This is a genomic window from Pseudomonas sp. 13B_2.1_Bac1, from assembly GCF_025466155.1.
Classification (GTDB): domain Bacteria; phylum Pseudomonadota; class Gammaproteobacteria; order Pseudomonadales; family Pseudomonadaceae; genus Aquipseudomonas; species Aquipseudomonas aylmerensis.
This window is the reverse complement of sequence record NZ_JANLOH010000032.1, coordinates 1-13199: the sequence shown is the minus strand read 5'-3', so window position 1 is coordinate 13199 and position 13199 is coordinate 1. Positions and strand designations below refer to the sequence as shown.

At 60.5% G+C, this 13199-nt stretch carries 11 protein-coding genes; 9 read left to right on the top strand and 2 right to left on the bottom strand.

Annotated elements, in window-relative coordinates; translation table 11 throughout:
- Positions 1-31 precede the first annotated feature (31 nt).
- The gene (gene ybaK, locus NTD80_RS06645; protein WP_120447737.1) at positions 32-502 is read right to left on the bottom strand and encodes a Cys-tRNA(Pro) deacylase; all 471 of its coding nucleotides are present in this window, start codon (positions 500-502) and stop codon (positions 32-34) included.
- Between the two features lie 326 nt (positions 503-828).
- Between ybaK and NTD80_RS06640 the strand changes: the two genes are divergently transcribed.
- The 4 genes from NTD80_RS06640 (at position 829) to glpD (ending at position 6267) form a co-directional block, all read left to right on the top strand.
- Positions 829-1683 (top strand): MIP/aquaporin family protein, encoded by an 855-nt coding sequence (locus NTD80_RS06640; RefSeq protein ID WP_065906780.1) that lies wholly within the window; start codon positions 829-831, stop codon positions 1681-1683.
- Positions 1684-1759: 76 nt separating this feature from the next.
- A complete protein-coding gene (gene glpK, locus NTD80_RS06635) occupies positions 1760-3265 on the top strand; it encodes a glycerol kinase GlpK (RefSeq protein ID WP_065906783.1) in 1506 nt (501 codons plus the stop codon).
- Between the two features lie 95 nt (positions 3266-3360).
- Positions 3361-4116 (top strand): DeoR/GlpR family transcriptional regulator, encoded by a 756-nt coding sequence (locus tag NTD80_RS06630; protein WP_010212755.1) that lies wholly within the window; start codon positions 3361-3363, stop codon positions 4114-4116.
- 615 nt (positions 4117-4731) lie between these two features.
- Positions 4732-6267: a glycerol-3-phosphate dehydrogenase gene (gene glpD, locus NTD80_RS06625; protein WP_120447735.1), complete on the top strand. Its 1536-nt coding sequence runs from the start codon at positions 4732-4734 to the stop codon at positions 6265-6267.
- Between the two features lie 48 nt (positions 6268-6315).
- On the opposite strand, the gene NTD80_RS06620 is transcribed toward glpD, so the two are convergent.
- A complete protein-coding gene (locus NTD80_RS06620; protein WP_315974931.1) occupies positions 6316-7029 on the bottom strand; it encodes a tetratricopeptide repeat protein in 714 nt (237 codons plus the stop codon).
- A gap of 125 nt (positions 7030-7154) precedes the next feature.
- Between NTD80_RS06620 and NTD80_RS06615 the strand changes: the two genes are divergently transcribed.
- The 5 genes from NTD80_RS06615 (at position 7155) to NTD80_RS06595 (ending at position 13122) form a co-directional block, all read left to right on the top strand.
- Positions 7155-9473: a TonB-dependent receptor gene (locus NTD80_RS06615; protein WP_262132769.1), complete on the top strand. Its 2319-nt coding sequence runs from the start codon at positions 7155-7157 to the stop codon at positions 9471-9473.
- Between the two features lie 380 nt (positions 9474-9853).
- Positions 9854-10780 (top strand): glutamate/aspartate ABC transporter substrate-binding protein, encoded by a 927-nt coding sequence (locus NTD80_RS06610; protein WP_065906791.1) that lies wholly within the window; start codon positions 9854-9856, stop codon positions 10778-10780.
- Positions 10781-10973: 193 nt separating this feature from the next.
- The gene (locus NTD80_RS06605) at positions 10974-11720 is read left to right on the top strand and encodes an amino acid ABC transporter permease (RefSeq protein ID WP_065906793.1); all 747 of its coding nucleotides are present in this window, start codon (positions 10974-10976) and stop codon (positions 11718-11720) included.
- Positions 11720-12391: an amino acid ABC transporter permease gene (locus tag NTD80_RS06600; RefSeq protein WP_065906795.1), complete on the top strand. Its 672-nt coding sequence runs from the start codon at positions 11720-11722 to the stop codon at positions 12389-12391. The genes NTD80_RS06605 and NTD80_RS06600 overlap by 1 nt, the downstream gene beginning before the upstream one ends.
- Positions 12388-13122, top strand: a complete 735-nt coding sequence (locus NTD80_RS06595) for an amino acid ABC transporter ATP-binding protein (protein ID WP_007916729.1) — start codon at positions 12388-12390, stop codon at positions 13120-13122. The genes NTD80_RS06600 and NTD80_RS06595 overlap by 4 nt, the downstream gene beginning before the upstream one ends.
- The last annotated feature ends 77 nt before the right edge of the window (positions 13123-13199 follow it).

The following is a 13199-nucleotide window of genomic DNA, read 5'->3' as shown; positions in this document are numbered from 1 at the left end:
GCTCCCACATTGGATCTGCATTGGCCTGAGATCAGGCCCGGCCTATCGGCGCGAACGTGGCCTGGGTGTGTTCGGCCAGCACCGCTGCGGGCAGTTCGACCTCCAATCCCCTTCTCCCTGCACTCACGTGAATCGTCGCAAATTGCTGCGCCGTCATATCGATAAAGGTGCGCAGGCGCTTTTTCTGGCCCAGTGGGCTGATACCACCGAGCAAATAACCGGTAGAGCGTTGCGCCGCAGCCGGGTCGGCCATTTCGGCTTTCTTGACCCCCGCCGCCTGGGCGAGCGCTTTCAAATCCAGACTTCCGACGACCGGCACCACCGCGACCAAGAGTTCGCCCTTCTCACTGCTGGCGAGCAAGGTCTTGAACACCTGCGCCGGGTCCAAACCCAATTTTTCCGCGGCCTCCAGGCCATAGGAGGCGGACTTCGGATCGTGCTCATAACTGTGGATGCGATGTTCGGCACGAACTTTTTTCAACAAATCCAATGCAGGTGTCATGACCTCTCCGGGCGTGGCAGACAGAGCACCAATTCTAAGCCAAGCCCGTGCGAAACGCTCTAGTGCGCGTGCTCGTGACCTATCGCTCCAGAGTGCGCCTCATGATCATTCACCAGACCAATAGTTGGAAAGTGACCGACCGTTCACTTTCGACCTTTGACAGCCGTGATTCTTGTCTATATTTTTTCGTTTCCGAATACTGTAGGAATACACCTACGTGTTTCGAGCAGTAAGCCGTGGCGGAGATGGGGATCCCCACCACGGTGAAAATCGCGCATGACCCGTTGAGGTCAAACGCCAGACAAGAACAACAATTGAGGTTTTCCATGACAACTGCTCTTCAACAGCCTTCACTTTCGAGCCAATGCATGGCCGAGTTCCTGGGGACTGCGCTGCTGATCTTCTTCGGTACGGGATGTGTCGCTGCGCTCAAGGTCGCGGGTGCCAGCTTTGGCTTGTGGGAAATCAGCATCATCTGGGGGGTCGGCGTCAGCATGGCGATCTACCTGAGCGCGGGTATTTCCGGGGCCCACCTCAACCCGGCGGTCAGTATCGCCCTGTGCATCTTCGCCGATTTCGAAAAACGCAAACTGCCCTTCTACATCCTCGCCCAGATCGCCGGCGCCTTCTGCTCGGCAGCCCTGGTGTACACCCTCTACAGCAATCTGTTTTTCGATTACGAACAAACCCACCACATGGTGCGCGGCTCACAAGCCAGCCTGGAATTGGCCTCGGTGTTCTCCACCTACCCCCATGCGCTGCTGAGCACTGCCCAAGCGTTCCTGGTGGAAGTAGTCATTACCGCGATCCTGATGGGCGTGATCATGGCCCTCACCGATGACAACAACGGCCTGCCACGCGGCCCGCTGGCACCGCTGCTCATCGGCTTGCTGATTGCCGTGATTGGCAGCGCCATGGGCCCGCTGACCGGCTTTGCGATGAACCCGGCGCGGGATTTCGGGCCCAAGCTGATGACCTTTTTCGCCGGCTGGGGTGAAATGGCCTTTACCGGTGGCCGTGATATTCCTTACTTCCTGGTTCCGATTTTCGCGCCGATTGTCGGCGCATGCCTCGGTGCTGCGGCCTATCGCGGGCTGATTGCCCGTCATCTGCCGAGCGCCGCACCTGCTATAGCTGAAACACCTGACACGGCTGTCAACGGCAAGACCCGTATTTCCTGAAAGCGCCAGCCTGGGCCCCTGCCCTTCGCGGTCCAGGCTGATTTCTGACTTCCTTATTTCGTCCAAGGCAATTGACATGACCGATATCGAGAATAAGAACTACATCATTGCCCTTGATCAGGGCACCACCAGTTCGCGCGCGATCATCTTCGACCGCGACGCCAACGTGGTCTGCACCGCCCAGCGTGAATTCACTCAGCATTACCCGCAAGCCGGCTGGGTCGAACACGACCCGATGGAAATTTTCGCCACCCAGAGCGCGGTGATGGTCGAGGCCTTGGCACAAGCCGGCCTGCACCATGACCAGGTCGCCGCCATCGGTATCACCAACCAGCGTGAAACCACCGTGGTGTGGGACAAGATCACCGGCCGACCGATCTACAACGCCATCGTCTGGCAGTGCCGCCGCAGCACCGAGATCTGCCAGCAGCTCAAGCGCGACGGCCACGAGCAATACATCAATGACACCACTGGCCTGGTGACCGACCCGTACTTCTCCGGCACCAAGCTCAAGTGGATCCTCGACAACGTCGAAGGCAGCCGCGAGCGGGCGCGCAACGGCGAACTGCTGTTCGGCACCATCGACAGCTGGCTGATCTGGAAATTTACCGGCGGCAAAACCCACGTCACCGACTACACCAACGCCTCGCGCACCATGCTCTTCAACATCCACACCCTGGAGTGGGATGCGAAGATGCTGGAGATTCTCGACGTGCCGCGCGAAATGCTGCCGGAAGTGAAATCCTCCTCGGAAATCTACGGCCGCACCAAAAGCGGCATCGCCATCGGCGGTATCGCCGGTGACCAGCAGGCTGCGTTGTTCGGCCAGATGTGCGTCGAAGCCGGACAGGCCAAGAATACCTATGGCACCGGCTGCTTCCTGCTGATGAACACCGGCGACAAGGCGGTGAAGTCCAAGCACGGCATGCTCACCACCATCGCCTGCGGCCCGCGTGGCGAAGTGGCTTACGCCCTCGAAGGCGCGGTGTTCAACGGCGGCTCCACCGTGCAATGGCTGCGTGATGAGCTGAAGATCATCGCCGACGCCACCGACACCGAATACTTCGCCGGCAAGGTCAAAGACAGCAACGGCGTGTACCTGGTCCCGGCGTTCACTGGCCTGGGCGCTCCGTACTGGGACCCGTATGCCCGTGGCGCGCTGTTCGGCCTGACCCGCGGCGTACGCGTGGATCACATTATTCGTGCAGCCCTGGAGTCGATTGCCTACCAGACCCGCGACGTACTGGACGCCATGCAGCAAGATTCCGGTGAACGCCTCAAGGCCTTGCGCGTGGACGGCGGCGCGGTCGCCAACAACTTCCTGATGCAATTCCAGGCCGACATCCTCGGCACCCAGGTCGAGCGCCCGCAAATGCGCGAGACCACGGCGCTTGGCGCGGCGTATCTGGCCGGCCTGGCCTGCGGGTTCTGGGGCAGCCTTGACGAACTGCGCGGCAAGGCAGTGATCGAGCGCGAATTCGAACCGCAACTGGACGAAGTCGCCAAAGAGAAGCTGTATGCCGGCTGGCAGAAAGCAGTCAGCCGCACCCGCGACTGGGAACCCCACGAAGGCGCTGAATAAGCCAAGCGCCGGACGGCGATAGGGTTGTAACTGGCAGGGAGCGGATTCCTGCGTCATCATGGGCCACTTTTGTATGGCAGCCCAAAGGACGCCCCATGAATCTGCCTCCCCGCCAGCAACAAATCCTCGAACTGGTCCGCGAACGCGGCTACGTCAGTATCGAGGAAATGGCGCAGCTGTTCGTTGTCACCCCGCAAACCATCCGCCGCGATATCAACCAGCTGGCGGACGCCAATCTGTTGCGCCGCTACCATGGCGGCGCAGCCTATGACTCCAGCGTCGAAAACACCGCGTACGCCATGCGTGCTGACCAGATGCGCGACGAGAAACAGCGCATCGGCGAAGCCATCGCGGCGCAAATCCCCGATCATGCCTCGCTGTTCATCAATATCGGCACCACCACCGAATCCATCGCCCGCGCGTTGCTCAACCACAATCACCTGAAAATCATCACCAACAACCTCAACGTCGCCACCATGCTCAGCGCCAAGGACGACTTCGACGTGCTGTTGACCGGCGGTAACGTACGCCGTGACGGCGGTGTGGTGGGCCAGGCCAGTGTGGATTTCATCAACCAGTTCAAGGTCGACTTTGCCCTGGTGGGTATCAGCGGCATCGACGAAGACGGCAGCCTGCTCGACTTCGACTATCAGGAAGTACGGGTTTCCCAGGCGATCATCGCCAATGCGCGCCAAGTGATCCTGGCGGCGGACTCAAGCAAATTCGGGCGCAATGCCATGATTCGGCTGGGGCCGATCAGCCTGGTGGACTGCCTGGTAACCGACCAGCAGCCGGTGCCCGCGCTGGTGCAGCTGTTGAATCAGCATAAGGTTCGCCTCGAAGTTGTGTGACCCTTCGATCTCTGTGGCGCCTGCATTGACGCCTTCGCGGGCAAGCCCGCTCCCACAGTTGTCCGCGTAACTCCTGGCGAAATGCGATTACCTGTGGGAGCCCGGCTTGCCGGCGATGGCGCCCTTGAGATCGTCTTCGCGGGCAAGCCCGCTCCCACATTTGACTGCGTAACTCCTGGCGAAATGCGATTACCTGTGGGAGCCCGGTTTGCCGGCGATAGCGCCCTTGAGATCGTCTTCGCGGGCAAGCCCGCTTCTACATTTGACTGCGTAACGCCTGGCGAAATGCGATCACCTGTGGGAGCCCGGCTTGCCGGCGATGGCGCCCTTGAGATCGTCTTCGCGGGCAAGCCCGCTCCCACATTTGACTGCGTAACGCCTGGCGAAATGCGATCACCTGTGGGAGCCCGGCTTGCCGGCGATAGCGCCCTTGAGATCGTCTTCGCGGGCAAGCCAGGCTTTCACAGGTTTATGTTCGCAAATTTTCCTTTTCCCGCCCTTCGATGAGTTTTTTCAATCGAAGTCGGGTGGCTGTGCGCGCGTTTATCAGCTACCATTTTCGTAAATGAACATTAATGTTCGAATTCCAATACGAAAAGATCGCGAGGCCAGCCGATGAACCCTTCTACCTTGCCTGCTGCACCGCTTGCCGAAGTCTATGACGTCGCCGTGATCGGCGGCGGGATCAATGGCGTCGGCATTGCAGCAGACGCAGCCGGGCGCGGTTTGTCGGTATTCCTTTGCGAAAAGGACGACCTCGCCAGCCACACCTCCTCTGCCAGCAGCAAGCTGATCCACGGCGGCCTGCGCTACCTCGAACATTACGAATTCCGCCTGGTGCGCGAAGCCCTGGCCGAACGTGAAGTGCTGCTGGCCAAGGCCCCGCACATCGTCAAGCAAATGCGTTTTGTCCTGCCGCATCGGCCGCACCTGCGTCCGGCGTGGATGATCCGCGCCGGCCTGTTCCTCTATGACCACCTGGGCAAACGCGAGAAGCTGGCCGGCTCCAAAAGCCTCAAGTTCGGCGCCGACAGCCCGCTGAAAAGCGAAATCACCAAAGGCTTCGAATATTCCGACTGCTGGGTCGACGACGCCCGCCTGGTGGTGCTCAACGCCATGGCCGCCCGTGAAAAAGGCGCGCATATCCACACCCAGACGCGCTGCGTCAGCGCGCACCGCAGCAACGGCATGTGGGAAATGAACATGGAGCGCGCCGACGGCAGCCTGTTCTCGATCCGCGCCCGCGCCCTGGTGAACGCGGCCGGCCCGTGGGTTGCCAAGTTCATCAAGGAAGACTTGAAGCTGGACTCGCCCTACGGCATCCGCCTCATCCAGGGCAGCCACTTGATCGTGCCGAAACTGTACGAAGGCGCCCACGCGCACATCCTGCAGAACGAAGACCAGCGCATTGTCTTCACCATTCCGTACCTGAATCACCTGACCATCATCGGCACCACCGACCGCGAATACACCGGCGACCCGGCGAAAGTGGCGATCACCGAAGGCGAAACCGACTACATGCTCAAGGTGGTCAACGCGCACTTCAAGAAGCAACTGAGCCGCGACGACATCGTCCACACCTACTCCGGTGTGCGCCCGCTGTGCAACGACGAGTCGGATAACCCGTCGGCGATCACCCGTGACTACACCCTGTCGCTGTCCGGCGGCACGGGCGAAGCACCGATCCTGTCGGTGTTCGGTGGCAAGCTGACCACCTACCGCAAACTTGCCGAGTCGGCGATGGCGCAATTGGCGCCGTACTTCACGCAGATGCGCCCGAGCTGGACCGCCACCGCGAGCCTGCCCGGCGGCGAGCACATGACCACGCCGGAAGCTCTGGCCGAGGCCATTCGCGCGAAGTTCGACTGGGTGCCAAGCGAGATCGCGCGCCGCTGGTCCACCACTTATGGCAGCCGGACCTGGCGCTTGCTCGAAGGCGTGCAATCGCTGGCCGACCTTGGTGACCACCTGGGTGGCGGCCTGTACACCCGCGAAGTGGATTATCTGTGCGCTGAAGAATGGGTGACCCAACCTCAGGACGTGCTGTGGCGTCGCACCAAGCTGGGCCTGTTCACCACCGCGCAGGAACAGGACAACGTGCAACGTTACCTGTCCAAGGTCGAGCAGAACCGCAAGATCGAAGCGGCCTGATCAACCGCTCGTAAAGAAGCCCCTGTGCCGTAAGGTCCAGGGGCTTTTTCATGCCTCGAGGGCCTGGCGCTGGTAACGCAGCCCCATGTCCCGGATACCGGGCAAGGCCGACCCGAGCAGCACCGGGTAAGCCGCCAGCAGGAAGCCCGGCGTGGCGCCCACCAGCGCGCGCTCAAGCCAGACACAGGCCTGTGCCTCGTCGCCGGCTTCTGCCAACTCCGCCGCGTGGTTGTATTGCCCACGGAAATCGCCGGCCTCGGCCGCGCGCCGGTACCACTGGCGTGCCAGCGGGACATCCCTGGGCACCACGACGCCCTCATGGTGGAAACGTCCGAGCAGGTTCATCGACTTGGCGTGCCCTTGGGCAGCCGCCTGCTGGAACACTTGGAACGCCGCGGCCAGGTCTTGCTCGACGCCCCGCCCACGGGTCAGCAACTGACCATAGTTGTACAGCCCCCAATCCAGGCCCAGATCGGCCGCCTGCCGGTAATGCCGTGCGGCCTGTTTCAGGTTGATCGCGTCGCCCCAGCCATGCTCCAGGCAACGGCCGATCATATTGATTGCCATCGGATGCCCCTGGCGCGCAGCGATCCGAAACCAACTCAGCGCCAAGGCCTGGTCCAGCTGGATGCCACGCCCCTCCAGCAGCAACTGGCCCAAGGTGGCCTGCGCGTCGGCATCCCCCAACTGTGCGGCGTGCATCACCCACCGTGCGTAAGCCCGGGGGTTACTGGCCAAATCAGAAGGCTCAGCGCTGTGCATTTGCGTCTCCCCACGGCGGATAAAACTTACAAAACTTTCATGAAACATCCAGTAACAATCTATTACATTTGAGATTGGTTATCAAACACGACCACCTCTCAATCCTACTAACAAGAGACCATTCAATGACGACCGGCACCCGTTCCGCTCCCCTCTCCACGCGGCATTTGCTCGCATCGGCAGTGGGTTTGGCAGTGGCTGCGCAGGGAGGCTTCAGTTATGCGGGGGATGCCGCACCAGACGACAACACCGGGCCGATCCAGCTCGGCGCGACCAGCATCGAAGGCCAGGCGCAAAGTGCCTACAACCCGGTGGCACCGTCTTCACCCAAGTACACCGAAGCACTGCGCGACACGCCGCAGACCATCACGGTGGTGCCCAAGGAAGTCATTCACGATCAAAACCTGCTGACCCTGCGCGACGTGCTCAGCACCGTGCCGGGCATCACATTCGGTGCCGGTGAAGGCGGCAGCGGCTATGGCGACAGCATCAACCTGCGCGGTTTTTCCGCCAGCGGCGATATCTACGTGGACGGCGTGCGCGACAGCGCGCAATACAGCCGCACCGACCCGTTCAACCTGGAGCAGGTCGAAGTCGTCAGCGGCGCCAGCTCGGTGTACTCGGGTTCGGGCGCTGTCGGCGGCACCATCAACCTGGTCACCAAGGCCCCGGAACTGCGCGACAAAACCACGATCAGCGCCGGCATCGGCACAGACAGCTATAAGCGCCTCACCCTGGACAGCAACCAGACACTTAATGACACGACGGCATTCCGCTTGAACCTGATGGCCCATGGTAACGACGTGCCGGGCCGCGATTATGAAGATTACTCGCGTTGGGGCATTGCCCCCTCGATCGCCTTCGGCCTGGGCACGCCGACGCGCGTGACCGTCAGTTATGAACATCAGAAAAATGACAACACGCCGCAATACGGCATCCCCATCTACAACGGCAAGCCGATGCCGGGCGTGGGCTGGAGCGACTATTACGGTTACCACAACATCAACGACCAGAACATCACCTCGGACGCGTTCAGCCTCAAGCTCGAACATGACTTCAACGATGCCGTGTCGGTCCGCAACTTCACCCGCGTCGAGCGCGTACGCCAGGAGCTGCGCGCCTCCGGCCCCGAAGGTGCGCAGGCCGGTTGCCTGGCCAGCGGCACCCAGATTACCGGTGCCCCCTGCCCCGCAGGCCTGAGCCCGGGCTTTTTCCAGCCAGCCGGTGGCTCATTGGGTAACGAGCGCAACACCCAGAACAAAATGTTCACCAACCAGACTGACGTGACCAGCCACTTCAGCACCGGCTTCATCGACCACACGCTGGTGACCGGCATCGCCATCAGCCGCGAGGAATACCAGGCCGATACCGGCAAGTGGCTGACGAACAGCAACGGCAGCACGATCGTACCGCCGCCGGTCAGCTACAGCGATCCGAATTCCGACTGGACAGGCCCGGTCAATTTCACCCGTGCGGCTCACGTCGACGGAGCACTGAACAACCGCGCCGCCTATGCCTTCGATACGCTCAAGCTCAACCCGCAATGGGAAATCAATGGCGGCCTGCGTTACGAGCACAACGCCGGCAGTTCGGTGAGCAACGCCTATTCCAGCACCGGCGTGGAAACGCCCGGCGTGCGCTACGGCCAGGCAGACGACCTGACGTCCTACCGCCTGGCGCTGGTCTACAAACCGGTGGAAAACGGCAGCTTCTATGTCGCCTATGGCAACAGCAAGACGCCGTCGCAAGCCAGCGTCAACGGTGGCTGCTACACCCCGGCCAAGACTTCAAGCACGGCCACCAACAACTGCAACGTCGCCCCGGAAACCGCCGTCAGTTATGAGATCGGCACCAAGTGGGACTTCCTCGACAATGCGTTGTCGGTCACCGGCGCGATCTTTCGCAATGACCGCACCAACTACAAAGTCGCCGATAACGACCCGAGCAACCTGAGCGGTACGCAAACCCTCGACGGCAAGGCGCGTGCCGATGGCGTGGCACTCGGCCTGAGCGGCGCGCTGACGGATCGCTGGAAGGTCTTCGCCAACTACACCTACCTCAACACCCGTGTACTGCGCAGCGCCAGCGACTACACCCTGGCAACCACCGGTATCGATGTGCAGAAAGGTGAACCGCTGACCTTCACCCCCAAACATGCGGCCAGCCTCTGGACGGTGTACGACCTGCCATACGACTTCCAGGTGGGTTACGGCATCACGGCGCAGACCAAGCAGTACCTGGTCAGCGCGGCCGGGGCACCGACTGCGCCTGGCTATGCGGTGCAGCGTGCGATGCTCGGTTACAAGGTCAACAAGCAGCTCAACCTGCAGTTGAACGTCAACAACCTGTTCGACAAGGAGTACCTGACCCGCATCCGCAACAACGGTTGGGCGGTGCCTGGCGATGGGCGTGCGGCGGTGGTCTCGGCCGACTACACCTTCTGACAGCAGAACCTCTCGTCGATAGCCCTGTGAGGGCTGGCGCGCCTGCGATGCAGACACTGGGCAGATCAATAAGCCCGGTCGATGCCCTCGCAGGCGTGCTCGTTCCTACAGAAAATACTGACCCGCTGGCATTCGGTTTTCCGAACGACATACCCCCAACCATTCGGTTTGCCGGACCCAAGCCTTGAAAATACATCGTCACACAAAGTTAATACGCTTATAAATCAGCCGCTTAGCCTTTTAATTCGGGTATGGCACGACTCATGCTCTACACTTCCTGACGATTACCTGGGACGCCTTAGGAGCCGTCACGGGCATTCGCTGTACAAGAGAGCCGTTTAGCCGGCTTCATAAAAAAAACAAATGTCGAGGAAGTATTGATGCGCATCGTTCCCCATATCTTGGGCGCAGCTATCGCTGCTGCTCTGATCAGCACTCCAGTTTTCGCCGCCGAACTCACCGGCACACTGAAGAAAATCAACGACTCCGGCACCATCACTCTCGCTCACCGCGACAGCTCCATTCCGTTTTCCTACATCGCGGATGGTTCGGGCAAACCAGTGGGCTACTCCCACGACATTCAGCTGGCCATCGTTGAAGCCCTGAAAAAAGACCTGAACAAACCCGACCTGAAGACCAAGTACAACCTGGTCACCTCGCAAACCCGTATCCCGCTGATCCAGAACGGCACCGCGGATATCGAGTGCGGCTCCACCACCAATAACGCCGAACGCGCCCAGCAAGTCGACTTCACCGTCAACATCTTCGAAATCGGCACCCGCCTGCTGGTCAAGAAAGACAAGGATGGCAAGCCGTCCTACAGCGACTTTGCCGACCTGAAAGGCAAAAACGTCGTGACCACCGCCGGCACCACGTCCGAGCGCATCATCAAGGCGATGAACGCCGACAAGCAGATGGGCATGAACGTCATCTCCGCCAAGGACCACGGCGAGTCCTTCCAGATGCTGGAAAGCGGCCGCGCCGTTGCCTTCATGATGGACGACGCCCTGCTGGCCGGCGAAGAAGCCAAGGCCAAGAAGCCGGATGACTGGGTCATCACCGGTACTCCACAGTCGTTTGAAGCCTACGCGTGCATGGTTCGTAAAGACGATCCAGCGTTCAAGAAGGCTGTCGATGACGCCATCACCGGCCTGTACAAATCCGGCGAAATCAACAAGATCTACAGCAAGTGGTTCGAGAGCCCGATTCCACCTAAAGGCCTGAACCTGAACTTCCCGATGAGCGACAAGGTTAAGGATCTGATCGCTAACCCAAGCGACAAGCCAGCGCCTGACGTAAAAATCTGATTTCTGACTAACCTTATCTCCTGAGGGAGCAACCCTCCCTCAGGCGTCTGTTACTACCTGCTGGCTTTACTTTGGAACACTCGACCTGGCGGTTTTCGAGCCGATCGTGTGTGCCTGGCGTTCAACGTCAGGTGGGAAAGGATCTTCCCCAAGCGGGTGCTTGTACATCGATCGATCTCGAGGGGAGACCCTAATGAATTACAACTGGGACTGGGGCGTGTTCTTCAAGTCCACTGGCGTTGGCAGCGAGACTTATCTCGACTGGTACATCGCCGGCCTGGGCTGGACCATCGCCATCGCTGTCGTGGCATGGATTATCGCCTTGTTGCTGGGCTCCATTCTGGGGGTCATGCGCACCGTGCCAAACCGCATCGTATCGGGCATCGCGACCTGCTACGTGGAACTGTTTCGTAACGTACCGCTGCTGGTCCAGCTGTTCATCTGGTATTTCCTGATACCCGACCTGCTGCCGCAGAACCTGCAAGACTGGTACAAACAAGACCTGAACCCGACCACCTCGGCCTACCTGAGCGTTGTCGTGTGCCTGGGCCTGTTCACCGCCGCCCGGGTGTGCGAGCAAGTGCGCACCGGCATCCAGGCGCTGCCACGTGGCCAGGAATCCGCCGCGCGCGCCATGGGCTTCAAGCTGCCGCAGATCTACTGGAACGTGCTGCTGCCCCAGGCCTACCGCATCATTATTCCGCCGCTTACCTCGGAATTCCTCAACGTGTTCAAGAACTCCTCCGTGGCGTCCTTGATCGGCTTGATGGAACTGCTGGCGCAAACCAAACAGACCGCCGAGTTCTCGGCCAACCTGTTTGAAGCCTTCACCTTGGCCACGCTGATCTACTTCACCCTGAACATGAGCCTGATGCTGCTCATGCGCCTGGTCGAGAAGAAAGTCGCGGTGCCCGGCCTGATCTCCGTGGGGGGTAAATAATGGACTTCGATTTCAGCGGCATCATCCCCGCCATCCCGGGCCTGTGGAACGGCATGGTCATGACCCTGCAGTTGATGGTCATGGGCGTGGTCGGCGGCATCGTCCTGGGCACGATCCTCGCGCTGATGCGCCTGTCGTCCAGCAAACTGCTGTCGCGCCTGGCCGGCGCCTATGTGAACTACTTCCGTTCGATCCCGCTGCTGCTGGTGATCACCTGGTTCTACCTGGCGGTGCCGTTCGTGCTGCGCTGGATCACCGGCGAAGACACCCCGATCGGCGCATTCACCTCCTGTGTCGTGGCCTTCATGATGTTCGAAGCCGCGTACTTCTGTGAGATCGTGCGGGCCGGCGTGCAGTCGATCCCCAAGGGCCAGATGGCGGCAGCACAGGCGATGGGCATGAGCTATGGCCAGACCATGCGCCTGATCATCCTGCCCCAGGCGTTCCGCAAGATGACCCCGCTGCTGCTGCAGCAGTCGATCATCCTGTTCCAGGACACCTCGCTGGTCTACACCGTGGGCCTGGTGGACTTCCTCAACTCCGCCCGTTCCAATGGCGACATCATTGGCCGCTCCAATGAGTTCCTGATCTTCGCCGGTGTCGTCTACTTCATCATCAGCTTTTCCGCCTCGCTGCTGGTCAAGCGTCTGCAAAAAAGGTTTGCCGTATGATCTCTATCAAGAACATCAACAAGTGGTATGGCGACTTCCAGGTGCTGACCGATTGCAGCACCGAGGTTAAAAAAGGCGAAGTGATCGTGGTGTGCGGGCCGTCGGGCTCGGGCAAATCCACCCTGATCAAGTGCGTCAACGCGCTGGAACCGTTCCAGAAGGGCGACATCGTGGTCGACGGCACCTCCATCGCCGACCCGAAGACCAACCTGCCAAAACTGCGTTCGCGCGTGGGCATGGTGTTCCAGCACTTCGAACTGTTCCCGCACCTGACCATCACCGAAAACCTGACCATCGCGCAGATCAAGGTGCTGGGCCGCAGCAAGGAAGAAGCCACCAAGAAAGGCCTGCAATTGCTCGAGCGCGTCGGCCTGTCGGCACACGCCCACAAGCACCCTGGCCAACTTTCCGGCGGCCAGCAGCAACGTGTAGCGATTGCCCGCGCCCTGGCCATGGACCCGATCGTCATGCTGTTCGACGAACCGACCTCGGCTCTGGACCCGGAAATGGTCAACGAAGTGCTCGACGTAATGGTGCAACTGGCCCACGAAGGCATGACCATGATGTGCGTGACCCACGAAATGGGCTTCGCCCGCAAAGTGGCCGACCGCGTGATTTTCATGGACGCCGGCAAGATCATCGAAGACTGCCCGAAAGAAGAGTTCTTCGGCGACATCAGCGCCCGCTCCGAACGCGCGCAGCACTTCCTTGAGAAAATCCTGCAGCACTAAGCATTACAGCGCTTCCACTGTAGAAACCGGATCTATTGTGGGAGCGGGGGGGGGGGGGGGGGGGGGGGGGGGGGGGC